Annotated in this window: 21 protein-coding genes and 1 pseudogene; 9 read left to right on the forward strand and 13 right to left on the reverse strand. The window is 65.9% G+C overall.

The window, feature by feature from the left end; translation table 11 throughout:
* Positions 1-9 precede the first annotated feature (9 nt).
* The 3 genes from J8I29_RS09380 to J8I29_RS09390 all read right to left on the reverse strand — a co-directional run bounded on the left by J8I29_RS09380 (position 10) and on the right by J8I29_RS09390 (position 3,467).
* Positions 10-1,227, reverse strand: a complete 1,218-nt coding sequence (locus J8I29_RS09380; protein ID WP_105861327.1) for a nitrate/nitrite transporter — start codon at positions 1,225-1,227, stop codon at positions 10-12.
* A 344-nt stretch (positions 1,228-1,571) separates the two neighbouring features.
* Positions 1,572-2,825, reverse strand: a complete 1,254-nt coding sequence (locus tag J8I29_RS09385) for a CmpA/NrtA family ABC transporter substrate-binding protein (protein ID WP_209431444.1) — start codon at positions 2,823-2,825, stop codon at positions 1,572-1,574.
* A gap of 51 nt (positions 2,826-2,876) precedes the next feature.
* A complete protein-coding gene (locus J8I29_RS09390) occupies positions 2,877-3,467 on the reverse strand; it encodes an ANTAR domain-containing protein (protein ID WP_209431445.1) in 591 nt (196 codons plus the stop codon).
* A gap of 156 nt (positions 3,468-3,623) precedes the next feature.
* Between J8I29_RS09390 and J8I29_RS09395 the strand changes: the two genes are divergently transcribed.
* On the forward strand, positions 3,624-4,253 hold the full coding sequence (locus J8I29_RS09395) for an HAD family phosphatase (RefSeq protein ID WP_348535996.1): 630 nt from the start codon (positions 3,624-3,626) through the stop codon (positions 4,251-4,253).
* 118 nt (positions 4,254-4,371) lie between these two features.
* Here J8I29_RS09395 and J8I29_RS09400 read toward each other — a convergent pair whose 3' ends face one another.
* From J8I29_RS09400 to J8I29_RS09415, 4 genes are all read right to left on the reverse strand, one after another.
* Positions 4,372-5,790, reverse strand: coding sequence for an FGGY family carbohydrate kinase (locus J8I29_RS09400; protein ID WP_105860987.1), 1,419 nt, complete (start codon positions 5,788-5,790; stop codon positions 4,372-4,374).
* A 12-nt stretch (positions 5,791-5,802) separates the two neighbouring features.
* Positions 5,803-7,062, reverse strand: a complete 1,260-nt coding sequence (locus J8I29_RS09405; protein ID WP_209431447.1) for an FAD-dependent oxidoreductase — start codon at positions 7,060-7,062, stop codon at positions 5,803-5,805.
* Complete coding sequence (locus J8I29_RS09410) at positions 7,059-8,435, reverse strand: NAD(P)/FAD-dependent oxidoreductase (RefSeq protein ID WP_209431448.1); 1,377 nt, start codon at positions 8,433-8,435, stop codon at positions 7,059-7,061. Before J8I29_RS09410 ends, J8I29_RS09405 begins: the two co-directional genes overlap by 4 nt.
* A gap of 157 nt (positions 8,436-8,592) precedes the next feature.
* A complete protein-coding gene (locus J8I29_RS09415; RefSeq protein ID WP_209431449.1) occupies positions 8,593-9,171 on the reverse strand; it encodes an NAD(P)H-dependent oxidoreductase in 579 nt (192 codons plus the stop codon).
* A gap of 172 nt (positions 9,172-9,343) precedes the next feature.
* Between J8I29_RS09415 and soxR the strand changes: the two genes are divergently transcribed.
* Positions 9,344-9,790 (forward strand): redox-sensitive transcriptional activator SoxR, encoded by a 447-nt coding sequence (gene soxR / locus J8I29_RS09420; protein WP_105860991.1) that lies wholly within the window; start codon positions 9,344-9,346, stop codon positions 9,788-9,790.
* Between the two features lie 247 nt (positions 9,791-10,037).
* On the opposite strand, the gene J8I29_RS09425 is transcribed toward soxR, so the two are convergent.
* Complete coding sequence (locus J8I29_RS09425; protein ID WP_105860992.1) at positions 10,038-10,283, reverse strand: DUF2312 domain-containing protein; 246 nt, start codon at positions 10,281-10,283, stop codon at positions 10,038-10,040.
* A 266-nt stretch (positions 10,284-10,549) separates the two neighbouring features.
* Entirely contained in the window at positions 10,550-11,371 is an 822-nt protein-coding gene (locus J8I29_RS09430; protein WP_209431450.1) for an N-formylglutamate amidohydrolase, read from the reverse strand.
* A gap of 151 nt (positions 11,372-11,522) precedes the next feature.
* On the opposite strand from J8I29_RS09430, the gene J8I29_RS09435 reads away from it, so the two are divergent.
* The 3 genes and pseudogenes from J8I29_RS09435 (at position 11,523) to pyk (ending at position 15,041) form a co-directional block, all read left to right on the forward strand.
* Entirely contained in the window at positions 11,523-12,437 is a 915-nt protein-coding gene (locus tag J8I29_RS09435; protein WP_209431451.1) for a DMT family transporter, read from the forward strand.
* Between the two features lie 124 nt (positions 12,438-12,561).
* A pseudogene (locus J8I29_RS29995) lies at positions 12,562-12,978 on the forward strand (DUF1036 domain-containing protein); the annotation flags it as partial.
* A gap of 626 nt (positions 12,979-13,604) precedes the next feature.
* Entirely contained in the window at positions 13,605-15,041 is a 1,437-nt protein-coding gene (gene pyk, locus J8I29_RS09445) for a pyruvate kinase (RefSeq protein WP_105860996.1), read from the forward strand.
* A 193-nt stretch (positions 15,042-15,234) separates the two neighbouring features.
* Here pyk and J8I29_RS09450 read toward each other — a convergent pair whose 3' ends face one another.
* The 3 genes from J8I29_RS09450 to ykgO form a co-directional block, all read right to left on the reverse strand.
* On the reverse strand, positions 15,235-16,227 hold the full coding sequence (locus tag J8I29_RS09450; protein ID WP_209431453.1) for an alpha/beta hydrolase: 993 nt from the start codon (positions 16,225-16,227) through the stop codon (positions 15,235-15,237).
* Between the two features lie 413 nt (positions 16,228-16,640).
* Entirely contained in the window at positions 16,641-17,198 is a 558-nt protein-coding gene (locus J8I29_RS09455) for a tetratricopeptide repeat protein (protein WP_209431454.1), read from the reverse strand.
* Positions 17,199-17,301: 103 nt separating this feature from the next.
* The gene (gene ykgO, locus J8I29_RS09460) at positions 17,302-17,427 is read right to left on the reverse strand and encodes a type B 50S ribosomal protein L36 (RefSeq protein ID WP_068283257.1); all 126 of its coding nucleotides are present in this window, start codon (positions 17,425-17,427) and stop codon (positions 17,302-17,304) included.
* Between the two features lie 383 nt (positions 17,428-17,810).
* On the opposite strand from ykgO, the gene zapE reads away from it, so the two are divergent.
* From zapE to J8I29_RS09475, 3 genes are all read left to right on the forward strand, one after another.
* Complete coding sequence (gene zapE / locus J8I29_RS09465; RefSeq protein WP_245196824.1) at positions 17,811-18,983, forward strand: cell division protein ZapE; 1,173 nt, start codon at positions 17,811-17,813, stop codon at positions 18,981-18,983.
* A 19-nt stretch (positions 18,984-19,002) separates the two neighbouring features.
* Positions 19,003-19,605 (forward strand): TetR/AcrR family transcriptional regulator, encoded by a 603-nt coding sequence (locus J8I29_RS09470; protein ID WP_209431455.1) that lies wholly within the window; start codon positions 19,003-19,005, stop codon positions 19,603-19,605.
* 330 nt (positions 19,606-19,935) lie between these two features.
* Positions 19,936-21,615 (forward strand): EAL domain-containing protein, encoded by a 1,680-nt coding sequence (locus J8I29_RS09475; RefSeq protein WP_209431456.1) that lies wholly within the window; start codon positions 19,936-19,938, stop codon positions 21,613-21,615.
* Positions 21,616-21,658: 43 nt separating this feature from the next.
* Here J8I29_RS09475 and phaR read toward each other — a convergent pair whose 3' ends face one another.
* Positions 21,659-22,267 (reverse strand): polyhydroxyalkanoate synthesis repressor PhaR, encoded by a 609-nt coding sequence (gene phaR / locus J8I29_RS09480; protein ID WP_105861001.1) that lies wholly within the window; start codon positions 22,265-22,267, stop codon positions 21,659-21,661.
* A gap of 462 nt (positions 22,268-22,729) precedes the next feature.
* Between phaR and J8I29_RS09485 the strand changes: the two genes are divergently transcribed.
* The gene (locus tag J8I29_RS09485) at positions 22,730-23,902 is read left to right on the forward strand and encodes an acetyl-CoA C-acetyltransferase (protein ID WP_105861002.1); all 1,173 of its coding nucleotides are present in this window, start codon (positions 22,730-22,732) and stop codon (positions 23,900-23,902) included.
* Positions 23,903-23,994: the final 92 nt, after the last annotated feature.

Raw genomic sequence — 23,994 nt, forward strand, 5'->3', positions numbered from 1 at the left:
GTCTCGTCCTCAGATGCGGGCCGTCGCGACGCCGTCCTGCAGGGTCCAGGTCGCGCGCCAACGGCGCTTGACCCGGGTGAGCGCGACAAGGGCGAGGACGGCGAGCGTGGCGAAGATCAGGAAGCCGGCCTGGTAGCTGCCGGTGAACTGCTTGGAGAGGCCGAGGCTGGAGGCGAGATAGAAGCCGCCGACGCCGCCCGTCATGCCGACCAGCCCGGTCATGACGCCCATTTCGGCGCGGAAGCGCTGCGGCACGAGCTGGAACACAGCGCCATTGCCCATGCCCAGAGCGAGCATGGCGACGACGAGGATACCGAGGCCGAGCCAGAGCTGGGCGAAGCCGAAGCTCACCAGGATCAGGGCGACGGCGGCGATGGCGTAGAGCGCGCTGAGAACACGGATCCCGCCGAAGCGATCGGCGACCGCGCCGCCGATGGGGCGGAACAGCGATCCGGCGAACACGCAGGCGGCCGTGCAATAGCCTGCCGTGACGGCGTCCAGCCCATACTGCGTATTGAAGTAGAAGCCGAGCGAGGAGGCGAGGCCCGAGAAGCCGCCGAAGGTGACGGCATAATAGAACATGAACCACCAGGCATCGGGCTGGCGCAGGATCGTTGCATATTCGCCGAGCGATTTAGCCGGCGGCTGGTTCGGGCTGTCCTTGGCGCAGGCGAGATAGACGGCGAGGGCGACGACCAGCGGGATGGCGGCAAGGCCGATGACATTGGTCCAGCCCACCATGGTGGCGAGCAGCGGTGCGAACAAGGCGGCGAACACCGTGCCTGAATTGCCGGCGCCCGCGATGCCCAGGGCTATGCCCTGATACTGCGGCGGATACCAGCGCGAGGCGAGGGGAAGCGCCACGGCGAAGGACGCTCCGGCCATGCCCAGGATCAGGCCGAGGAACAGCAGCTGGCTGTAGGAGCCGATGCCGACGGCCCAGAAGCCGACGAGGCCGCCGATCACCACGAGCTGCGCCAGGATGCCGGTGAGCTTGGGCCGGAGATAATCGACCAGGAAGCCGTTGACCACGCGCAGGAAGGCACCGGCGAGCACCGGCAGCGCCACCATCAGGCCCTTCTGGGCGGCATCGAGGTGAAGGTCGCTGGCGATCTGGACGGCGAGGGGCCCGAGGATCACCCAGACCATGAAGCTCATGTCGAAATAGAAGAAGGCGGCGAAGAGGGTGGGCCAGTGCCCGGCCTTGAGAAAGTCCCGCGTCTGCATCGTCGTGTTCCGCGTGCTGAATGCGCCAAAACAAAAAGCCGCCGAACCATTCCCGCCGATCAAAAGGGCAGCAGGAATCGTTCGGCGGCGCTGCCGTTTCGCGTCCATCGATGGACGCCGGGCTCTTGAGCCCAGAATCTTCAAGGAAAAGCCGCTTATCGGGCCGTCATTGACCCAGACGCGGAAAGAGACCTCTGTCTCTCATTATGTGCAGTTTAGAAGCAGGCTGCTTTTTTAGGCAAGATCAAATATTGTGCGCCGCAGCATGGATTTGCCGATATTTTCAGCGCCAAGCAGGAAACGACGGAGTGTCGGCCTCCGGCGACGGCTAGCCGGCCGATATGTCAGCCGGAGGCCGACACGCCGAAGGAGCGCAGATAGGCTTCGATGTCGTCGGGATCGAACAGCCTGCCGTCGAAGAAGCCATCCGGACCGAGCACCATGGTGCCGTGGCGCGAGGCGACCGGCGTCGCCTGCCGCAAGGCACCCTCGACCTTGGCGCTTGCCCGGGGCAGGTCGATGCCGGTGCCGGCGAGGGCAGCACGATAGAGGTCCGGGCGGTAGACTTGGCCAGCCCGGCGGGCCAGAGCGGCGCTGTAGTCCACCTGGCCCCAGCGCACCATCTGCGAATAGAACCAGAGGGCGTGGCTGGCCCAGGGGAAGTTGGCGGCGTGGTCATGGAAGGCCAGGAAATCGGGGATCTCGGCCGCGGCCTCGCGCTCGCGTCGCACCAGCCTGCCACTCAGCGCTCGGGCGATGATGGCGGGCGGCCTGTCGAGATAGACGGACGCCGCTAGAACATGGGCAAGTTCCTCGCGATTGCCGGCCTCGCCCGCCCAGCGGGCCGCGGCATGCAGGGCGCGCAGCAAAGCGGCGAGACGGTCCGGGGCGCGCTCGGCGAAATCGGCACGGAAGCCCAGCACTTTCTCGGGGCCCTGGCGCCAGAGGGTGGATTTGGTCACGGCGATCACGCCAACCCCGGCCTCGACCGCGAGGGAGTTCCAGGGTTCGCCCACGCAGAAACCGTCGATCTGGCCTTCGCTGATGGCGTCGACCATGAAGGGGGGCGGCAGGACGACCAGCCGGATATCCCTGTCGGGGTCAACGCCGGCGGCGGCCAGCCAATAACGCAGCTCGTAATTATGCCCCGAAAAGGGATGCACCACCGCGAAGGTGAGGGGAGACTGCCCCGCTGCCTGTCTTTTGACGACGACCTTGGCCAGGGCGGTGCCGATGGCGGCCGGGCCGGCGGCAAGAACCGCGCCCTCTTCCTCCATCTGGGCGAAGAGCGGCGGCGCGAGCGTGATGGCATTGCCGCCCAGGCCCAGCGAAAAGGGCGCGATCATCGGCACTTCGACATGCCCGATGCCGAGCGTGGAGGCGATCGGCATCGGCCCGAGCATATGGGCGGCATCGAAATGGCCGAGCATGACGCGATCGCGGATATTGGCCCAGGAGGTCTCGCGCGCCAGCGTGAGATCGAGGCCCTCGGCAGCGGCAAAGCCCTTTTCCCTGGCGACGACCAGGGGCGCGGCGTCGACGAGCGGAATGAAACCGAGCGTCAGGTCTGCGGCGCCATCCCTGCCCTTGTTTCTCATCGCGCATACTCCCGGATTTCGTCGCCGTCCGCGTAACCGCTCATCATCGGCCTATTTGTCCAGCAGCCTGGCGGCGGTGACGAGGCTGCGTGCCACCTCGGCCACGCGCCGGCTTTCGTTCATCGCCGTGCTGCGCAGCAGGGCATAGGCCTCCTCCTCGCTGATACCGCGCCTTTTCATGAGAATTCCTTTCGCCTTGTCGATGGTCTTACGGTCCTCCAGCGCCTGGCGCGTGCGGTCCAATTCCTCGCGCAGGCGATGAAAGGCGTTGAAGCGGCTGATGGCCATGTCGAGGATCGGCCGGACGCGCTCCTTGCGCAGGCCGTTCACCACATAGGCCGAGACGCCGGCATCGATGGCCGCCTCGGTCGCGGCCTTGTCGGATTGGTCGACGAACATCACCACCGGGCGGTGCACGCTGCGCGAGACCTGGAACATTTGCTCCAGGACGTCACGATTGGGGTTCTCCAGGTCGATGAAGATCACGTCGGGATCCGCGTCCACGACCTGCCGCAACAAGTGGCGCATCTGGGTAATGATGGTGACGCGCTGATGTCCAGCCTCGCGCAGGCCTTCCTCGATGATGGAAGCCCTCATCGCATTGTCGTCGATCAGCAGGACATGCAGGGGCGCGTCATTCATGCCCGCAATTTCAGGCGAGAGCGTCGGCGAGGCAAGGCGCGATATTAGGCAGCATGCCGGAAAGGCGGGCGTGGCGAGGTATTGCGTTCACGCATGAATTTGCGTAAAAGCGCATAATCATGCAGATTAGCGCATAAACAGGCAATGGAGAAGGCTGTGGCAGATTCAATCGAGGCGGTGGTGTTCGATCTCGGTGGCGTGCTGATCGATTGGAATCCCCTCTATCTCTACCGCCGGCTTCTGCCGGACGAGGAGGCGGCCCGCCGCTTCCTCGCCGAGGTCTGCACGCCGGCGTGGAACGGCCAGTTCGATGCGGGCAAGCCATTCGCCGAAGGGGTGGCCGAGCTCTCCGCAGAATTTCCCCATCATGGCGAGCTGATCTCGGCCTTTCACACGCGCTGGCCCGAGATGCTGGGCGGTGCCATCGAGGGGACGGTCGCCATTCTGGAGGAGCTGCGCCGGGCGGAAGTGGCCCTGCATGCGATCTCGAACTGGTCGTCCGAAACCTTTCCGATCGCAGCCGAGCGCTACGCTTTCTTGTCCTATTTCGAGGTGCTGATCGTCTCGGGCGAGAGAAAACTGGCCAAGCCGGATCCGGCGATCTTCGAGCTGTTCCTGCAGGAAACGGGCCTGTCGGCCACCGCCTGCGTCTTCATCGACGACAATGCGGAGAATATCGCCGCAGCCTCACGCCTCGGCTTCAAGGCGATCCGCTTCCGCGACCCCGAAACCCTGCGCCGCGACCTGGGTGCCCTGGGCCTGCTGAGCGCGCAATCCGCCGTGTGACGGGTCTTGCCGGATCTGAACTGAAAACCACCACCTTGCTCGCCGCTGTCGCCAAGGCCCCACCAAAATCAGGGAAGGCACATTTAGCCAACTTTTCCCGGCAATGTTCCAGGGGCTCTCAGCGCCAGCCCGACGTGCGCTCGACGGCGGTGCGGAAGCGCCCGCGCCAGCGCTCGCGGGGCGCATCCCTGGGCTCGTACAATTTCCGGTTCGAAGCCGAGACGGCGGGTATCTCCACCCCGATGCCGAGGGCCGCGAGCTGGGCCGTGCCCAAGGCCGTGGTCTCGTCGAAATCGGACAAGGCGACGGCCTTGCCGGCGCTGTCGGCCAGGAACTGGCAGAAATACGGGCTGCGCGACAAGCCGCCATCGATGGCGATCACATCGCCCGTCTGCACTTCGGCCTCCATGGCCGCCAGGATGTCGCAGGTGAGCAGCGCAATGCCTTCGAGCAGGGCCTGACGCAGATCCGCGAAATCGGAGGCCGGTGTCAGGCCGATGATGACGGGGGCGGCGGTGCGGTCCCAATGCGGGCAGGCGAGGCCTGAAAACGCCGGCACGAAGACGAGTCCGCGCTCGATTGCCGGCGGCCGCCGGAATTGATGGAAATCGTCGACGCCGCTGGCGACCCCGGTCTTGATCGCCCATTCGATGCTCGAGCCGACATCATAGACGCCGCCGTCGAGGGCATAGGTCGGGCGATCGCCGATATGCCACGCCACCGTCGGCAGGAGGCCGCCGGTCAGCGCGGGCGCCTTGGGAATTGTCGAGGTGACGGCCAGGCAGAAGGCGCCCGTGCCGAAGGTGATCTTGAGGTCGCCGGCGCGGCGGCAACGATGTCCGTAGAGGGAGGCCTGCTGGTCGACCAGCGAGGCGGTGATCGGGCCGGTCTGCGTCTTCCCGAAAGCCGCCACGGTCTGCCGGATCGGCGGCAGGCTGTCGAGGGGCACGCCGAACAGGGCGCAGAGTTCCTCGTCCCACGCCCCGGTTGCCAGATTCATCAGCGAGGTGCGGGAAGCCGTGGTCGCGTCCGTGGCGAATTCGCCTGTCAGGCGCTGCAGGAAGAAGGCATCGGTGGTGCCAAGGCGCAGCCGTCCCGCAGCGCGGGCCTGGGCGACCTCCGGCAGGTTGTCGAGCATCCAGCGGAATTTGGTGGCGGAGAAATAGGGGTCGAGCGGCAGGCCCGCCCGTTCCAGCACGGCAGCGGCCTTGCCGGCGGCCCGCAGTCCTTCGACCATATCCGCCGTGCGGCCGTCCTGCCAGACGATCACCGGCGAGAGAGGCTTGCCGGTTTCCGCGTCCCAGGCCAGGCAGCTTTCTCCCTGGTTGGAAAGGCCGATCGCCGCCGCCGGGCCGGCTGCTTCCAGGCAGATCCGGATATTGGCCAGCAATTCTTCCGGATCATGCTCGACCCAGCCCGGATGGGGATGGCGCTGGCCATGCCGGATCGCCTTGACGATGGCGATGGCGCCGTCCTCGCCCACCAGGAGGGACCGGGTGGAGGTCGTGCCTTGGTCGATTGCCACGATATTTGCCATCGAGAACTGCTCCTATGGCGCTTTGCTCTGGACCACTTGCAATGTCAGCTCGGCCGCTGCGGGCGGAATGGCGAGACGCGCGGTGGGAATCAGGATTCGCCGTTCCGGCCCGGAGGCGATGGCCCGCGACCACAGCACGGCGCCGCCGGCCGAAAGGGTGAGGGTCCCTCTAAGCCGTTCCGACAGACGCAACTGGAGTTCCGGCAAGGCGCGCGGCAGATCGGCGTGCCCGATTCCCCCGCGATCGATTTCCTGGGGTAGGATCAGCTTGATGCCCGCACCGATACGCAGGGGAATCGTGGCTTGGCGGGCAGGCAGCCCGTTTTCGAGGTCGTGCGCGATGCTGCCGGCGATGCGTCGCGCCTCCGCCCAGCACCAGCCGGCGGTCTCCACCGGCCGCAGCAGATTGCCGGCGGCGAAGATCGCACCGTCACGGGTGCGGCCGAAGGCATCGACGACAGGGCCGCCGCTGCCCGCGTCGATGGGCAGACCCGCCAGGCGGGCCAGGGCCGATTCCGGCGTGAAAGCGCCGGTGAACAGCACGCCGTCGCAGCCGATGCTGCGGTCTCCCGCTTCCGAGCGCACGACGACCTCCTGCACCCGGCCCTTGCCGCTGATCGTGCCGATCTCGCTGCGATAATGCACGGGAATGCCGAGCAGGCGCGGCAGCAGCCCGAAGGGGAAGCGGGCCGTCGGGCGGGCGTTCGGCTCGATCATCGCGGCTGGCCGGATGCCGCCCGATAGGCAGGTGAGGATAGCCGACATCGCCACCAGTTCGGTGCCGACGATCACCGGCCGGCGGAAGGGCGCGAGCTTTTCCAGATGCACATAGGCCTGCAGCGCCGCCGTGTTGAGAATGCCGAGCGGGCGCTCGCCCGATACCAGCCGCGCGGCCCGCGAGGCCTCGCGCGTGCCGGTGGCGAGCAGGATGCGCCTCGGCCTGAACTCGACGGATCCGTCGGGCGACACCGCTTTCACCGCGCCGTCCTGGACCGAGAGCACGGAGTGGCGGGTGAGGATCTCGACTCCCCGGTCCTTCGCCCGGGCCTCGAGCCGGGCGGCATAGCGCGTGCCCGAGAGGATGCGGCGGAACTCGCGCATGCCGAAGGGCGAGTGGCCGCAATGACGCGGAATGCCGCCCACGACCGTGTCGCGTTCGAGCAGCACGACCCTGCCCACACCCAGCTCCCTGAGCGTCGTCGCCGCCGACAGGCCGGCGGGGCCGCCGCCGACCACGAGAACATCCGGCGCCATCCTCTCGGCCGCACTCATCGCGCCGCTCCGCTGTCGAGGGGTACGGCAAAACGGCCCTGTGTCAGGCTTGCCAGCCTGGCGCTGCAGTTGAAGCCCTGGCAGCGCCCCATGGCGCAACGGGTGCGGCGCTTCAGGCCTCCGAAATCGCGGGCGGCCAGCGGACGCGACAAGGCGATCTCGATCTCGCGCTTCGTCACCAGCTCGCAGTGGCAGATGATTTCCTCATAGCCCGGCCGGCCATAGTCACGCGGCAGATGCTCGGCGAGATTGGGAACCGGAGAGGCAGGAGCGGGCGGGACCGGCGCGATGGTGCCTCCTGCCTCCCGGTAAAGCCTCAGTACGTGGCGGGCGATGCCGAGCGAGGCGGACAGGCCGGTCGAACGGATGCCGCCGACGCTGATCCAGTTGCGCTCGGCATAGGCGTCGATGCGATAGTCCTTCTTTTCCGTGGCGGGCCGCAGGCCGGCATAGCAGGCGGTCACCGGCATGCCGGCCAGGGCCGGCAGGATCTCGATGCCGCGGCGGATCAGGGCCTCGAGCGCGCCGCGGTCGACATCGGCCCGGTCGCGCTCCTGCTGTTCCTCGGCGGTGGGACCGACGAGCAGATTGCCGAAGACGGTCCGCGTGACCACCACACCCTTGGTGCGCTCATTGGGCACCGGCAGGATGATGGCCGAAGCCAGCCTGTAGGCCGCCTTGTCGAACACCACGAACTGGCCCTTGCGCGGACGGATCTCGAAGGCGCTGTGGCCGAGCAGCGCCTTGTCGATCTCGTCGCCATGATTGCCGGCGCAATTGATCACGCTCGAGGCCTCGACAGGCCCGGCCGTGGTTTCGAGGCGCCACAGCAGGCCATTGAACTGGCCGCCGGTGACGCGCGTGCCGCGCAGGACGGTCGCGCCATGCGCCATGGCCTGCTCGACATAGGCGAGGAAGGGGCTCCAGGGATCGATCAGCGCCTCGTCCGGCACGAAAAGGGCGGCGCGTGCCGATTCGGACAAGCCCGGTTCCCTGGCGCGCAGCTCCGCCCGGCCGATCACAGCCACATTGTCGATGCCGTTCTCCAACGCCTTGGCGCGGATGCCTTCGAGGCCGGCTTCCTCGCTTTCGTCCCAGGCGACGACGAGGGCGCCACTGCGCAGGAGCGGCAGTCCGAGCGCCTGGTGGATCTCGAGATACTCGGCATAGCCGTCGCGGATGCAGGCGTGTTCCAGACTGCCGGGCGGGGCGTCGAAACCCGTATGCAATATGGCGCTGTTGGCCTTGCTGGCGCCGGACAGGATATCACCGCCGGCTTCGATCAGGGTGACGGCGAGCCCTTCCAGCGCAAAGCGTCGGGCGATCGCGCAACCCACGACCCCTGCGCCGATGATGGCGACATCGCTGACCATTGTGCCGTCTTCCCCGCAGGCCGCCGGGCGCGAGCCTGTCGTGCCATCTGAGCAAATTCGCGGCTGCTTCGCTACTGGCTGGAGGTACTATCACCCCTCATGAAGATTGACACCTATTTGATGTGGCGGGCTGCGGCACGGCCGAGGTTCGCCAGGTCTATGCCGAAGCCATGGCGGCATCCATCTGCCGGACCTGCCTGAGCGTGCCTGCCCAGCGGTGAAGCTGCCCGATCAGCATGTCCATGGCCTGGCTGGCCTCGGGGCCGGGCATGAGGCGGCCCTCGCCATCGATTGCCCGCCAGGCATTGGCAAGGCTCACGCAGTCGCGCAGGGCGATCGCATGCAGCTCGGCGAAGACCAGCCTCAATTGCTCGACCGCCCGCAATCCGCCGGAAATGCCGCCATAGGAGACGAAGGCGACCGGCTTTTCGGCCCATTCACGGCTGGCGGCGTCGATGATCAGTTTGGCGGCGGCCGTATAGCCGTGATTGTATTCCGGCGTCACCAGGACGAAGCAGTCGGCCTCGGCCAGCCGGCCGCGCAGTGCCTGTCTGGCCGGGCAATCCTCCTGGTGCAGCAGCGCCGGCAGGTCCAATTGCTGCGGATCGATGATGTCGATGTCGAATTGCCGGGTGCGGGCAATCCGCGAATGCGTCCATCCGGCGACGGTGTCGCAGAAGCGGCCGCGGCGGCTGCTGCCATGGATCAGGCCGAGGCGCAGGGGTTGCCCGCTCATGCCGGCCTCCCCTGGCTTTCCGGCTCAACGCAGCGAAAGCCGGAATATTTCGCGTTTTCCGATCGCTCGGTCGCTCGAATTGTCATCAAACTCAGCCTCCAATGGAAGGAAGAGTTCTTCTACAAGTTCAAGTGAACTTGAGATCAAGCGATAAATATGCTTTCATGCCGGCATGGATCCGACCCTTACCATCAATCAGATTTCACGCCGGTCGGGCGTCGCGGCGTCGGCCCTGCGCTATTATGAGGAGCGTGGCCTGATCCGGGCCGAACGCGCCGGTTCCGGGCATCGGCGCTTTCCGCGTTCGACGCTCAGGCGCATCGCCTTCATCGTTTTCGCCCAGCGCCTGGGCATGTCGCTGGAGGAGATCGGGCAGGAACTCGCGAGGCTGCCCACCGATCATGTTCCGGGCGGCGAGGATTGGGCGCAATTGTCCCAGCCCTGGACCGAGCGGATCGATGCCAGGATCGCCGAGCTTCAGCGGTTGAAGAGCGGCCTCACGCGCTGCATCAGCTGCGGCTGCCTGTCGCTGGAATTCTGCCAGCTCGCCAATCCGGACGATCGCGCCGGCCGGCTCGGCCCCGGCCCGCGTTATTGGGTCACCACGCGCCACAATTGAGGCCATCGGAGCGTTTTCCGGAAAAGCCGGCCGGTTTTTCGATTGGAAAACGCGTCAAACAAAAAGCTGGAGAGCAAAGTACGATTCGAGAAATCGCACTTTGCTCTAGTCAGCAGGCATCGCCAGGGATCATCCCGCCGATAGCCATTGTCCGCGAACAATCCAAGCGCCGCCTCTGTCGGGCCCGGCTTGGCGCGGGCATGGCACAGTTCGAGCCAAGCCGGTCCGCTTATTGACGGACGAAGCCTTACTCCATGCCGAGAGCCTGGAGGTAGAGCTCCAGGATGGCATCTTCTTCGGCGCGCTCGGCGGCCGGCTTTTTGCGCAGGGATACGATCTTGCGCAGGATGGCGACATCGAAGCCGTTGGCCTTGGCCTCGCCATAGACTTCCTTGATGTCGTCGGCGATCGCCTTCTTGTCCTCTTCGAGACGTTCGATGCGCTCGATGATCGACTTGAGCTGGTCCGCGGCGACCGATGTTGCGTCCGTCATTGCTTACTCCTGAGACAAATTTGGGGGCGGATGTGGCTGATAAAGCCGAGTCGGGTCAAGTCCCACCGCATTTCGCACCCTGACGGAGCCGCCGAGAATCGCAAAGGCGCCTTGAAACCAGGGTCCAGAGTTTCCGACAAAGGTTAGAGCGTTTTGCGATTAGACGGAGTCACCTATAATCGCAAAGACGCGTCAGAACAATGAGTTAGAGCAAATAAGCGTTCACGCTTGAACGCGCTTTGCTCTAGGGATTTCCTCACCGTCCCTCATCGGTGCGAGGGCTGGGCCAGAGGTCCTGTGCGCGATCCCCAATGCTCGATGCGCCGGATGGCGGGATCGATGATCAGGGGCGACAGGGCGCGGGCGATGCGGTCGGCCCAATCCTCGGCACCCTCCTGGGTGCCGATCAGGTCCTGTCGCAATTCGATCAGGGCGTGGGGCAGGCCACGCAGCGTGGCATGCTGATAGAGCGTGTCGCCTTCAAGGGCGCCGTCATAGGGTTCATTATCGCCCACCACCAGGGCGGGGTCGCGCTTGAAGGCCTCGATCATCGGCCTGGCGATGCGCGGATCCTTGTCCCAGAGCAAGGTGACGTGCCAGGGGCGTGGCACGCCGCGCCAGACCGGCGTGAAGGAATGCACCGAAAACAGCACCGGCACGATGCCGTGGGCGAGCTTGTCGTTCACGAGATCGCCGATCGCCCGATGATAGGGGCGGTGGAAGCGTTCGATCCGCCGGGCGATCTCGGCATGATCGGCCCGGGCATTGCCGGGCACCAGGGCGCCGTCGGACAGGCGCATCACCAATGTGGGATCGTCGGCACCGCGATTGGGATCGATCAGCAGGCGCGAAAAGCGGGTGAGCAAGGCAGGAGCCCTCAGCCGCGCCGACAGGGCCAGCGTGACCGCCCGTGCACCGATATCGTAGCCGATATGACGCTCGAGCTGCGCCGGCGGCAGGCCCAGCGTGCCATATTCGGCGGGCAGGGCGTTGGAGGCGTGGTCGCATAGCAGGATGAGACCGGAGTCGGGCTGGCCATCCAGCCTTTCGATGGGCGAAAAATCGGACTGCAAGGGAGATGCTGACATTGTGGTATCGAAGCAGGCAGCATAAAGACGTGCCGGAGCTGGCGCCACCGCCAATGCGCCTTTCCCGCCCGTGTTTTCTCGCGGCGGCGTGAGAACCAACCCTTCGAAGGCGACTTGCCGGCAGCATTGATTCGCCAGGAACCGTGATCGGATGACCACTGCAGCCCAGTCCGCAGCCCCGGCGCCAAGCGCCTTCTGGCCTGCTTTTGCCGCGCTGATCGCCGGTGCCATAGCGATGGGCATTTCGCCGATCCTGGTGAGGCTGACGGATGTCGGGCCCTTCGCCAGCGCCTTCTACCGGGTACTGCTGGCGCTGCCGGTGCTCTACGCCTGGATGCGCATCGAAGAAAGCAAGGCGGGCGCGCCGGACACCGGCCCCGCCTTCTCCCTGCCGGTGATCGCCACCGGCGTGTTCTTTGCCGCCGACCTCTTCTTCTGGCATCTCGCCATCACCAATACCACGGTGGCCAACGCCACTTTCTTCGCCACCATGGCGCCCCTTTGGGTGGTGGTCCTGGGATGGCTGGTCTATCGGCGCAAGGCGAGCCGTGCCGCGCTGATCGGCCTCGGCCTGTGCCTGCTGGGCGGGCTGGCGCTGGTCGCCCAATCGCTCGGCTTGGCGCCTGGCCATCTCGTCGGCGACGGCTTTGCCGGGGTGACGGGCCTCTTCTTCGGCGCCTATTTCCTGGCGGTGGAGAAGGCGAGGCTTCGCCACCGCGCCGCGCGACTCACTTTCTATATGTCGGTGGTGACCGTGGTGATTCTGGCCGGGGCCGCGCTGTGGGCCACGCAGACCCTGGGTCAGCGCTTCCTGCCGGCCGGAGCGACGGGCTGGCTCGTCCTGATCGCTCTCGCCTGGGTTAGCCATGCCGGCGGACAGGGGCTGCTGTCGGTCGCGCTCGGCTCGCTGCCGGTGGTGTTCTCTTCGCTGGTGATCTTCCTGGAGGCGGTGGCGGCAGCGGCGCTCGGGTGGCTGATCCTGGACGAGCCGGTCTCCCTGCTGCAGGCGCTCGGCGGCCTGGTCATCATCGCCGGCATCTGGGTCTCGCGCCCGCGACAGGCCTGAGGAAGGCGCCGGGACAGGAACTCAGGGGGCGGCAACCAAGATTTACGCCTTCTTGCCGCCTTTCTTGCGTCCGAACGAAACCTTAGCCATGGTCCATCACTGCTTCTAGGTCGAATCGCTCCGGATGATCTCTTCCTCTCTTCGTCTCCCGTTTGCTGCAGCCGTAATCTGCGTAGCGCCGTTGCTTGCAGCCAGCCCGGCCATGGCCGATTTCCGCCTGTGCAACAATACGTCGAGCCGGGTGGGCGTCGCCGTCGGCTATCGCGACAAGCAGGGCTGGCTCACCGAGGGCTGGTGGAACGTCGCGGCACGCAGCTGCGAGTCCATCCTGAAGGGTCCGTTGGCAGCACGGTTCTATTATGTCTATGCGGTCGACTACGACCAGGGCGGGGAATGGAGCGGCAACGCCTTCATGTGCTCGCGCGACAAGGAATTCACCATTCGCGGTTTCGAGAACTGCCTGGCGCGCGGCTATAACCGCACCGGCTATTTCGAGATCGACACCGGCGAGCAGAAGGCCTGGACGGTCCAGCTTTCCGAGCAGGCCCAGAACGGGGCGAAGCCCAAATCGAACGCTCCGGCCGACACCCCGCCCGCGCAGGGGCCTTCGGCTCCCGCGGCGCCGGTGCCCGCCGTTCCGCCTGCTTCCGGTGCGGCGCCCGCTCCGGCCAATCCGCCGGCCGTGACCACGCCGCCGGTGGTCTCGCCCGCGACGCCGTCGCCGATGACGCCGCAGGACGCGCCGGCTCCCGCGGCGCCGGCGCAGCCTCCCGGCGAAGGCGCGCCGCCGCCGAACCCGCCAAGCCCCGTTCCGCCGACTCCCGACAAGCCGCCGCAGGATACGGCTCCACCGCAGCCCGGCGCCGACGGACCTCCCCCTGCGGAAGGCACGCCAGGCACGCCCGCCCCCCCTCTGCCGCCGGAGCGACCGACCTCGGCACCCTAGAAGCTGTTACGGACCATGGATGGGGTTTCGACGTGTCCTTGCGATCCGGGGTGATTTCACTCACTTGCAAAACGCCATGGGCGAATTAGCGGGCCAGCGTGGCATTTATGTCACTTAACTGGCGTGAAAATCGGACTAGAGTGCCATCTCATCCTTGCGGATGCGCTGCATCAGCGCGCCGAGATCCGCGCAAAATACCAAGACAAGAAAGAAACAGTCGTATGCGACGCCAGCGAAAAGTAAAAATTCTCGCCACCTTGGGTCCTGCCTCGTCGTCGCGGGAGATGATCGCCCATTTGTTCCGCGCCGGTGCGGACCTGTTCCGCATCAATATGAGCCACACCTCGCATGACCGCATGCGTGAAATGGTCGGCCTGATCCGTGACGTCGAAAAGGAATGTGGCCGGCCGATCGGCATCCTGCTCGACCTCCAGGGCCCCAAGCTGCGGATCGGCGAATTCGCCGGTGGCGCTGTGCAACTGGTCAATGGAACCAGCTTTACCCTCGATTCGGACCCGGCGCCGGGCGACGCCAGCCGGGTCTACCTGCCCCATCCGGAAATCCTGTCGGCCCTGCGGCCCGGCCATACGCTGCTGCTCGACGACGGCAAGGTGCGGCTCAAGACCACCGAGGCAACCGGCGACCGCGCCGTCACCGAGGTCGTCGTCGGCGGCAAGATGTCGAACCGCAAGGGCGTTTCCCTGCCCGACACCGAAATCGCCGTCTCGGCGATGACGCCCAAGGACCATGCTGACCTGGAGGCCGGACTTGGCGCCGGCGTCGACATCGTCGCCCTCTCCTTCGTGCAGCGTCCCGAGGATATTCTGGAGGCGCGCGAGATCATCCAGGGCCGCGCCTTGGTGATGTCCAAGATCGAAAAGCCGCAGGCCATCCTGCGTCTCGACGAGATCTTCGAAGCCTCCGATGCCCTGATGGTGGCGCGCGGCGACCTTGGCGTCGAACTGCCGCTCGAAAAGGTGCCGGGCCTGCAGAAGCGCATCGTGCGCGGTGCGCGCAAGCTCGGCAAGCCGGTCGTGGTGGCCACCCAGATGCTGGAATCGATGATCACCTCCCCCGTGCCGACGCGCGCCGAAGTCTCGGACGTGGCGACGGCCGTCTATGAGGGCGCCGATGCCGTGATGCTCTCGGCCGAAAGCGCCGCCGGTGAATTTCCGCGCGAGGCGGTGGCGACGATGAACCGCATCGCCGAGGAGGTGGAGCGCGACGCCCTGCACCGTACCATCATCAACGCTCAGCGCAGCGAGCCCGAGCAGACCGGTGCCGACGCCATTGCGGCGGCCGCGCGCACCATCTCCGAAACGCTCGACCTCTCCGCCCTGATCGCCTGGACGGCCTCGGGCTCGACCGGTATCCGTATCGCCCGCGAACGTGCCGAGAAGCCTCTGCTGGCGCTGACGCCCAATGTCGGCACGGCGCGCCGGCTTGCCCTGGTCTGGGGCGTGCATGCCGTGCTTACCGACGATGCCCGCGACATCAACGACATGGTCGACCGCGCCTGCCGCCATGCCTCGCAGGACGGCTTCGCGCAAACCGGTCAGCGTGTGCTGATCATGGCGGGCATACCTTTCGGCACGCCGGGCGCGACCAATATGGTGCGCATCGCCGTGATCGGCGCCGATGGTGGCGAAGGACCCTGATCGCCCTCGCGACGGTTCCGTAGACAAATTAGCCGGCAATAAAATTGCCGGCTAATATTTTTTATTCTGGTTTAAAGCCAAGAAATTCAACCAAAAGTCCGCAATAGAGGGGAGGAGCGTCGGCCGGGCCCACCTCGGGTTGCGGTGCTTGCGGAAGCAGCGACTCCGGATTTGCCTTTAAATAGGCAGCTAACTATTGCGCAGCCTGTCGCATCGAGTGGAGCTCGTCGGCTGCCTGGGCGACGCGGCCGATCTCCTCCAGCACCACCTGTTTGGCCGTGTAGTGGATCTGATGGCCACCGCCGGGAACCAGGACCAGCCGGGACCCCTGCACCTGCCGGTGCAGCGCCTCGGCATGGATGCTGGTCGACACCACGTGATCGGCCGGATCGGCAATGATGGCGGTGGGGACCGTGATCCGGTGATAGCGGAGAGACTGGACCATCAGGCAGGCCTTGAGGGCGGCGACATCCTGCCCGTTCCAGCGGAACTCGTTCGGCCGCAGCACCAAGGCGGCGCTGGCCTTGCGGACATAGTCGGCCGGTGCCTTACCCGGCCGGAAGGAATCCTCGACCGCCTTCTTCAGGCCCCAGCTGCCGACCGGGGTCATCACGGTGTGCACGAAGAGCCGCCCGAGCGCCGGCAGGGCGGCGAGACGGTAATACCAGTTGATGCCGCCCGGCCAGGGATGGGTAGCCCCGGCCAGCACCACCAGGCCGGCAACCCGATCCTTGTGTTCGACGGCCAACAATGTGGCGAGCGAGCCGGCGAGGGAATGGCCGACGACGATGAAGCGATCGATCCCATGCGTGTCCAGGGCGGCCATCACCAGCTTGGCCTGCGCCGCGGTGGCGGCATCGCGACTGCCGTTCGGCCGGTCGCTCCAGCCATGTCCGGGCCGGTCCACCGCGATCACCCGGCGCTGGCGCGCCAGGTCCTCGCCGATGCCGTGGACAATGTCGCGGGCATTGGAGGTGGCGCCATGCAGGAGCAGGACCGGCAGCCTCTCGCTGCCATGGCCAGCCCCGAGATCGATCAGGTGCAGCCGTCCGCCGGGCACGGGCACGAAGACCCCTTCGGGCGGATTTTCCTCGGCAATGCGGGCGGCGATGACATTGGTGGCCTGGATGGCTCCGAGCACATGGGCAAGGAGGAGGATGCCGATAAAGAGCAGAAAGAGGGTCAATCGCGGCCTTTTGGCGTGCTGGTATCGCTAGGAGATATGCTTCTAGCCGTTTTGCCGTGAGGTCGAAAGTCCCCCGGGATCGCAAGCTTCCAGCCTATGGGTGCCAGCTTTCCGGCAAGGACGCAGGAGCATGGAGGGTCGATCTCCAGATCGACCATCTCTAGTGTGTTGCGATCAGACAGAGTCACCAAGAATCGCAAAGACGATAGAACAATGAGTTAGAGAAAATAAGCGTTCACGCTCGAACAGGCTTTGCTCCAGGAAAGGTCATGCTTGATTGTGGGCGAAGACGGTCGATCTGGAGATCGACCCTCCAATATTATGGCGGGTCGCCAAGCTGTCCGGCGAGCATCTCGTATGCTGCTTTACAAGCACCGTCCCCCAGGCCGGCCGAAGCTTGCTGTCCCGGAGCCTTAGATATCGCGTCCTTCGACTTCGGACTTGAGCTCGTCCATCATCTTGCGCGCGCCGGCGATATGAGGATTGATCGCCAGCGCATGTTTGAGTGCCTCATAGGCATTCTTCTTGTCGCCCAGGTCGACCAGCATCATGGCCAGCCCGTTCCAGGCGCCATATTCGCGCGGATTGCGCCTGAGCGTCTCGGCGACGTCGGCGATCGAGCGGGCATAGTCCTTTTTCAGGTAATAGGCGGTGGCGCGTTTGTTCCAGGCCTCGGCGTAATCGGGCTTGAGATGGATGACGGCATTCAGGATCTTGATGGCCTTGTCGGTATTCGAGGCTTTGATCGCCGTCAGCGCCCGGTCCATCAAGAGGTCGGTGGTATCGCTGCCCGAGCGCAGCTCCACCCGTTCGATGGCAAGGGCGATGTTGTCGGCTTCCTTTTCCGACTGGGCCTTGGCAAGGCGTTCATAGAGGCGGTCGAGCTCGGGATCGCCGGCCGGCCTGGCGTCGGCCAAAGCGGCGGCGGGGGCGGCAAGCATGCCGATCAGGGCCAGAATCGCGATCCTCATGCCTGGATAGTGGCGCGAGATTGTGGCGGATTCAAAGACAAAAACCCGGCCGCATCGCTGCGGCCGGGTTCAAACGCGGCAGACCCGAAAATTCGGCGCGAAATCAGCCCTGGCGGGCCTTGTAGCGCTTCTGGGTCTTGTTGATGATGTAGACGCGGCCCTTGCGGCGGACCAGCTGATTGTCGCGGTGACGCGTACGCAGCGACTTGAGCGAATTGCGGATCTTCATGATTCCCGTGCCTCAGATTGGAGCACGCGAGAAGACGCAAGAGCTCCCAAATTCGAAAGATGCGGGGTTCTAGCGACGAGGGGGCCGGATGTCAACGGCGGAAGTGATACATCAGGGCTCCGAATTCGGGTTGACGACCTCGCCGGAAGGCAAGTTCCGAATGTATGCGCATTGCCCGTTCCTGGAAACACGGCATTCGCGGCATAGGAAGGAAGGGCAAGATGCCCGCGCATCCGGAAGTCCCTCGCGCCGCAATGCGTCCGGGATGATCGAGAGGCTTTCACCCGATCGCCCTGCAACGCCACCCCTATGCCAGTGCTGCAGCATTGGTTAAGACTGCGCGCCGACCGGGCATTGCCGCCACCACCGAACGGGACATTTCCTTGCACGCACCCGCCCCGACTCCCCTTCTCGACCGCTACCTCGCCCTCGTCGCCGCCGGCGGGCTCGAACGCGATGCGGCCCAGGAGGCGGTCCTCGCCCGCCTGCAGGGCGTTATGGACGAGTTGGGCGAGATGCCCGCAGCACGCAAGCCCGGCGCCCTCGGCTGGCTGTTCGGGCGTGCCAAGCCCAGACCGGCGCCGAAGGGGCTCTATATCTGGGGCGAGGTCGGGCGCGGCAAGACCATGCTGATGGATCTGTTCCACGAGGCGGTGCCGGCCGGCATCAGCCATCGCCGTGTGCACTTCAATGCCTTCATGAACGACGTGCATGAGCGCATCTTCCATTATCGCAGCGAGATCCGGGCAGGGCGGGTCAAGGGCGATGATCCGATCGGCCCGGTGGCCGAGATATTGGCCAACGAGGCCAAGCTCCTGTGCTTCGACGAATTCTCCGTCACCGACATTGCCGATGCCATGATTCTCGGCCGTCTCTTCACCCAGCTGTTCGCGCATGGCGTGGTGGTGGTCGCCACCTCCAACGTGGTGCCCGACCGGCTCTATGAGGATGGCCTGAACCGCGCCTTGTTCCTGCCCTTCATCGCGCTGCTGCAGCAGCATATGGAGGTGGTGAAGCTGGAGGCGCGCACCGATTATCGCCTGGAGAAGCTTTCGGGCGGGGAGACCTATCTCGTCGGCAGCGGACCCGGGGTCCGCGCCGGGATGGATGCGGCCTTCGAGCGCCTTACGGGCAGGAAAGAGGGCCTGCCGCTGGTGCTGACCGTCAAGGGCCGTGCCCTGAAAGTGCCGCAGGCCGCCATGGGCGTCGCCCGTTTCTCCTTCGCCGAACTTTGCGGCCAGCCTCTGGGTTCGGCCGACTATCTCGCCCTGGCCGAGCATTTCCACACGCTGCTGGTCGACGACATCCCGGTGCTCAGACAGGAGCAGCGCAACGAAGCCAAGCGTTTCATCCTCTTCATCGACTGCCTCTATGATCGCGGCGCCAAGCTGGTGGCCTCAGCGGCGGCGGAGCCGACCGGGATCTATCCCTATCAGGAAGGGCGCGAGGGCTTCGAGTTCCAGCGCACCATCTCGCGCCTGATCGAGATGCGTTCGGAAGTCTATCTCGCACAGCCGCATCGGGCGCCGGCGAAGACCTCGCTGGTCGACGGCTGAGCCGGCAGGGAGGCAGGGCATGGGCGGCAAGAGTGAACCGACCGGCGCGCGTCTCCTCGATATTGCCACCGATCACGTGCGCAAGCACGGGCTGGAACGCACGTCCGTGGTGTCGGTCGCGCGCGAGGCCCAGGTCAGTCATGCCGCGGTCTATCGCTATTTTGCCTCCAAGGACGCGCTGATCGATGCCGTCACCGCCGACTGGCACAAGGCGGTGGAGACCCAGCTCGCCGTGGTCGCCGACGCGCCCGATCCGGCCGACGATAAGCTGGAGCGCATGATGCTGCTGCTGGCACGGCTCTATCGCGAGCGCCTCGACCAGGAACCCAATCTCTTTGCGGCCTGGCTGTCGGCGATCGGCGAGAACCGCGCGGTGGTCCGCAAGCATCGGCGCCGTATCCGCAGCCTGATCGAACGTGTCGTCGACGAGGGGCGCTCCATCGAACTGTTCCGCGCCCGCTCGAACGAGAGGCTGATCGCCTTTCTCGGCGATGCCCTGCATCGTTTCATCGATCCGGCGGCCATCGCTGCCGATCGGGATGCCAACCGGCTCGAACTGGACCAGCGTCTCGCCCGCCTGCTGCGCGTGGTGATCCGCGCCATGGTGGCCGGCAGCGTGTAGAGGCTTTCGCGGGGGGAGCCGGCTCTTAGCGATGGCTTAAAAGCAAGCGCTCTGTCATCCCCGGCGCCGCCACCGGCGGCGGGAAGGGGATCCAGGGGCCACACATCGTGCCTCGGCCCTTGGACTCCTTCCCCTCGCCCTCTCTCGCGGCGCTCGCGAGAAGCTCGGCCGGGGAGGACAGGGCGCTTACTCTTGGACGGTCCTCTGCCTTCGTTAGAGCGAGGGTAAGAGTCCGCGTTCTCCGCCCCCATTTCCGACCTATTAATCATTCCACGGCATTGTTCTTGCTTCCCCTTTCACGCCCGATGCAGCGGGCGCAGGACGCGAAGCATGTATGATAGTGCCGTGCCGGTTTCCGGCATTTGTGTCGACCAGCCGATCCTTCATCCCGGCGCCCTTCTCGGCGCCCTCGGCCAGGCCAGCTACGAATGGTGCCTGGAGACCGATCGCCTCGCCTGGGGAGCGGGGGCATCTGCCGTACTCGGCGTGCGCGCTGCAGCCGACATCGCCGACGGCAAGGCCTTTGCCCGCCTGATCGACCTCGACCGGCCCGGCGGTCGGCACGAGGCCATCCTCCAGAGCGCCCACGGGGGGACGACGGAAGGGGCGCCCTATTGCCTGCGCTACAGCTATCGTCCGCATGCGGCGGGCCGGAAGCGCTGGATCGAAGATCGCGGACGCTGGTTCGCCGGGCCGGACGGCCGCCCTGTTGTCGCGCGTGGCCTGGTGCGTGTCGTGGCCGAATGCCCGGAGGAGGAGGCTGCCGGCTCCACCCATACCGTGATCGGCATTCACGACCGCGTCTTCGCCGCAGCCCTGGCCGAGGCCTGTGCGGCGGGCCGGCAGGCCGGGTTGTTCCTGGCGACCATCGACCGGCTCGGTGCCATCCACGGCGCCTTTGGCGCCGTGGTGGCGGATCGCGTCTGCGCCCAGGTGATGCGCGGATTGCGCAGTGTCTTGCGCATCGGCGACAGCCTCACCAGCATTGCGGACGGTAAGTTTGCCGTGATGTTGCCCGGATGCCAGGCCGGGGATATCAGGGCGGCGGCGGAACGCTTCCAGCTCGCGATCGAGCGCGTCACCGTGGAAGCAGAGGCTGGCGCGATCCAGCCAACGGTCTCGATCGGCGCCGTCCACATCGCGCCTTCGGCGGAGACCGCCGGCACGGCGCTCCATTCAGCCCAGCAGGCCCTCGACCGCTGCGAACGCGAAACGCCGGGCGGCATCGCGATCTTCGCGGAAGGCGACCACCAGGCCGCGTCGGCCAATGCGGCGCAGCGCCTGGCGCTGGCGCTCAACGAAGACCGCATCTTCCTCGGTTTCGAGCCGGTGCTGGCAGTCCAGGCGGAAGGGCGGCAGGCTTTCCGGGCTCGGGCCTTCATCCGGATGCCCGGCATTGCCCTGGCATCGGCGTCCCTGCAGCCGGCCTGGCTGACTCCGGCCTGCGACCGCGCGCTCGTCCGCAGGCTTGCCCTGCGGCTGGTGGACCTGGCCGGCATGGTGCTCGACCGCCATTCCGGTATCGAACTGATCCTGCCCCTGCCGGTCGTCGTCGATCCGCGCCGGGGGCCGGGGGACAGTTTCGAACGTTTGACCATCGAACTCGACGAGGCGTTGGCCAAGGCCGATCTCGACAATAATGGCCGCTACTGCCGGGCGATCCGCGCCTCAGGCGCCCGGCTCGGTATTGGCGGTTTCGGCGGCGGCCATCTCGATTTCGCCGAACTCCAGGCCCTCGAAGTCCGCCAGGTGACGCTCAACGGCGTGCTGGTCGAAATGGCCGACCAGGTTGCGCAGGGGCGCTTCACGCTGCGCTGCCTGATCGAAACCGGCGCGCGGCACGGCCTCGACATGGCGGCGGAATGGGTGGATGACGAGGTGATCGCCCGCCAGCTGCTGACCTGGGGCTGCAGCCGCCTGATGGGAACGGTGGCGGGCACGCTCCGGCTGGAACTGCCACGCCTGCGCGATGCCGGCCGCCAGGCGCCGATGGCGCTGACCGGGACCTGAACTGCAGACGCCTTCTGCCTTTGCGGGAGACGGGCGCTGCGTTCTACTTCTTCTCGTCGCTGATGCGGTCGAGGCGCGACTTCATCTCCGCCAGCTCCTTCTTGAGCGTATCGAGATCGTCGCTGCTCTTGGAGGTCGCGGTTGCGGCCGGTTCCTTCACGTCCTCGCTCTCGGTCTGGGCGAAGGGCGAGAACAGGCGAAAGGCGCGCTGGAAGGCCGCCATATTGTTGCGGGCCTGTTCCTCGAGCGCGCCGAAACCGCCATTGACCCAGGGCGCCTGGCCCCAGCCGCTGGTAAGATGCTGCGTCATCTGTTCCCGCAGCTTCTGCTGGTCCTTCGTGAGATTGTCGATGGAGAATTCGAGGAAGCTCGGCACCAGCGCCTGCATGCTGTCGCCATAGAAGCGGATCAGCTGGCGCAGGAAGGTGATCGGCAGCAGGTTCTGGCCCTTGTTCTCCTGCTCGAAGATGATCTGGGTGAGCACCTGGCGGGTGATGTCCTCGTTGGTCTTGGCGTCATGGACCACGAAATCCTCGCCGGCCTTGACCATGGCGCCGAGATCTTCGAGCGTGACATAAGTCGAGGTACCCGTGTTGTAGAGGCGCCGGTTGGCGTATTTCTTGATCGTGGTCGGCTCTTTTGCTTTCGCCATCCTACTGCCCCTTACGCTCTTCCCTGCCTTGCAGAATTTCCGAACGGGCTCGCCTGCACAAGCCTGGAAATTCCGAACTATCCCGGGTTGCCGCGACGGCTTTCCGTCCGACGACGGTACCCCGCTCCGGAATTGCTCTTCCGGAAGGATGATCACCCCCACGGTCTGACAAATCTAGGCTCTTTTCGCGGTCGCGAAAACATCTTTGTGCAAGCGCGGTAAACTCACCTGGCGCATTGACGGCGGCGCGCCAAGCGTCCCATATGCCCAGGCAGATTGCGCTCGGGTGGATCTGAGATCGGCTCGACTGCAATCGGTAGACTTGGAAGATTTGCAGACTTTACCTGCTTCATGCCCAGACCTGCTTCATTCCCAGGGCGGATGAAGCAGGCAAAGTCTGCTTCGGAAAGAGTTGGTCCGCCGGGCAGTCGCAGAACGGAACACTAGAGGAGTGAAATTGCCATGAGTGATGTCGTCATCGTCAGCGCCGCGCGCACGCCGGTCGGCTCCTTCAACGGCGCCTTCGCAGCAACGCCGGCCCACACGCTCGGTGCGGCGGCCGTCAAGGAAGCGCTGGCTCGCGCCAAGGTGGAGGCCGGCGAGGTCGACGAAGTCATCCTCGGCCAGGTGCTGAGCGCGGGCGGGGGCCAGAATCCGGCCCGCCAGGCGGCAATGGCGGCCGGCGTGCCCCAGGAGAAGACCGCCTTCGGCCTCAACCAGCTCTGCGGCTCGGGCCTGCGCGCCGTCGGCCTCGGCCTGCAGCAGATCGCCAATGGCGACGCCTCCGTCATCGTGGCCGGCGGCCAGGAGTCGATGTCGCTCGCCCCGCATGTCGCGCATCTGCGCGCCGGCGCCAAGATGGGCGACGTGAAGTTCTTGGATTCGATGCTTAAGGACGGCCTGATCGACGCCTTCCAGGGCTATCACATGGGCACGACCGCCGAGAACATCGCGGCCCGCTGGCAGCTCACCCGCGAGGAACAGGACGCCTTCGCCGTCGCCTCGCAGAACAAGGCCGAGGCCGCCCAGAAGGAAGGCCGCTTCAAGGACGAGATCGTCGCGATCACGGTGCCCGGCCGCAAGGGCGATGTCATCGTGGATACCGACGAATATCCCCGCCACGGCGCCACGCTCGATGCCATGGCCAAGCTGCGTCCGGCCTTCAGCAAGGAAGGCACGGTGACTGCCGGCAACGCTTCCGGCATCAATGACGGCGCCGCCGCCGTGGTGCTGATGAGCGCCAAGGATGCCGAGAAGCGCGGCCTCACTCCGCTGGCGCGCATCGCTTCCTGGGCCACTGCGGGCGTTGATCCCGCCATCATGGGCACGGGCCCGATCCCGGCTTCGCGCAAGGCGCTCGAAAAGGCAGGCTGGAGCGTCAAGGACCTCGACCTGGTCGAGGCCAACGAGGCGTTCGCGGCGCAGGCCCTGGCCGTCAACAAGGACATGGGCTGGGATCCGTCCATCGTGAACGTCAATGGCGGCGCCATCGCCATCGGCCATCCGATCGGCGCCTCCGGCGCTCGCGTGCTGGTCACGCTGCTGCACGAGCTTGCCCGCCGCGGCGGCAAGAAGGGCATCGCCACGCTGTGCATCGGCGGCGGCATGGGCATCGCCCTCACCGTCGAGCGGTGATCGCGAGTCGTCCCGTGCGCACTGCATCCACGGGGGTGCAGTGCAGACACGGGACGGCATTATGGAAGGGGTATCTTCGGCTTACGATTCAG

The sequence above is a fragment of the Labrys sp. LIt4 genome (assembly GCF_017813775.1).
GTDB classification, from domain to species: Bacteria; Pseudomonadota; Alphaproteobacteria; order Rhizobiales; family Labraceae; genus Labrys; species Labrys okinawensis_A.

Coding starts and splice junctions, on each gene's coding strand:
- J8I29_RS09380 (WP_105861327.1), bottom strand. CDS start 1,227: ATGCAGACGCGGGACTTTCTCAAGGCCGGGCACTGGCCCACCCTCTTC.
- J8I29_RS09385 (WP_209431444.1), bottom strand. CDS start 2,825: ATGAGAAACAAGGGCAGGGATGGCGCCGCAGACCTGACGCTCGGTTTC.
- J8I29_RS09390 (WP_209431445.1), bottom strand. CDS start 3,467: ATGAATGACGCGCCCCTGCATGTCCTGCTGATCGACGACAATGCGATG.
- J8I29_RS09400 (WP_105860987.1), bottom strand. CDS start 5,790: ATGGCAAATATCGTGGCAATCGACCAAGGCACGACCTCCACCCGGTCC.
- J8I29_RS09405 (WP_209431447.1), bottom strand. CDS start 7,062: ATGAGTGCGGCCGAGAGGATGGCGCCGGATGTTCTCGTGGTCGGCGGC.
- J8I29_RS09410 (WP_209431448.1), bottom strand. CDS start 8,435: ATGGTCAGCGATGTCGCCATCATCGGCGCAGGGGTCGTGGGTTGCGCG.
- J8I29_RS09415 (WP_209431449.1), bottom strand. CDS start 9,171: ATGAGCGGGCAACCCCTGCGCCTCGGCCTGATCCATGGCAGCAGCCGC.
- soxR (WP_105860991.1), top strand. CDS start 9,344: ATGGATCCGACCCTTACCATCAATCAGATTTCACGCCGGTCGGGCGTC.
- J8I29_RS09425 (WP_105860992.1), bottom strand. CDS start 10,283: ATGACGGACGCAACATCGGTCGCCGCGGACCAGCTCAAGTCGATCATC.
- J8I29_RS09430 (WP_209431450.1), bottom strand. CDS start 11,371: ATGTCAGCATCTCCCTTGCAGTCCGATTTTTCGCCCATCGAAAGGCTG.
- J8I29_RS09435 (WP_209431451.1), top strand. CDS start 11,523: ATGACCACTGCAGCCCAGTCCGCAGCCCCGGCGCCAAGCGCCTTCTGG.
- pyk (WP_105860996.1), top strand. CDS start 13,605: ATGCGACGCCAGCGAAAAGTAAAAATTCTCGCCACCTTGGGTCCTGCC.
- J8I29_RS09455 (WP_209431454.1), bottom strand. CDS start 17,198: ATGAGGATCGCGATTCTGGCCCTGATCGGCATGCTTGCCGCCCCCGCC.
- ykgO (WP_068283257.1), bottom strand. CDS start 17,427: ATGAAGATCCGCAATTCGCTCAAGTCGCTGCGTACGCGTCACCGCGAC.
- J8I29_RS09470 (WP_209431455.1), top strand. CDS start 19,003: ATGGGCGGCAAGAGTGAACCGACCGGCGCGCGTCTCCTCGATATTGCC.
- J8I29_RS09475 (WP_209431456.1), top strand. CDS start 19,936: ATGTATGATAGTGCCGTGCCGGTTTCCGGCATTTGTGTCGACCAGCCG.
- phaR (WP_105861001.1), bottom strand. CDS start 22,267: ATGGCGAAAGCAAAAGAGCCGACCACGATCAAGAAATACGCCAACCGG.
- J8I29_RS09485 (WP_105861002.1), top strand. CDS start 22,730: ATGAGTGATGTCGTCATCGTCAGCGCCGCGCGCACGCCGGTCGGCTCC.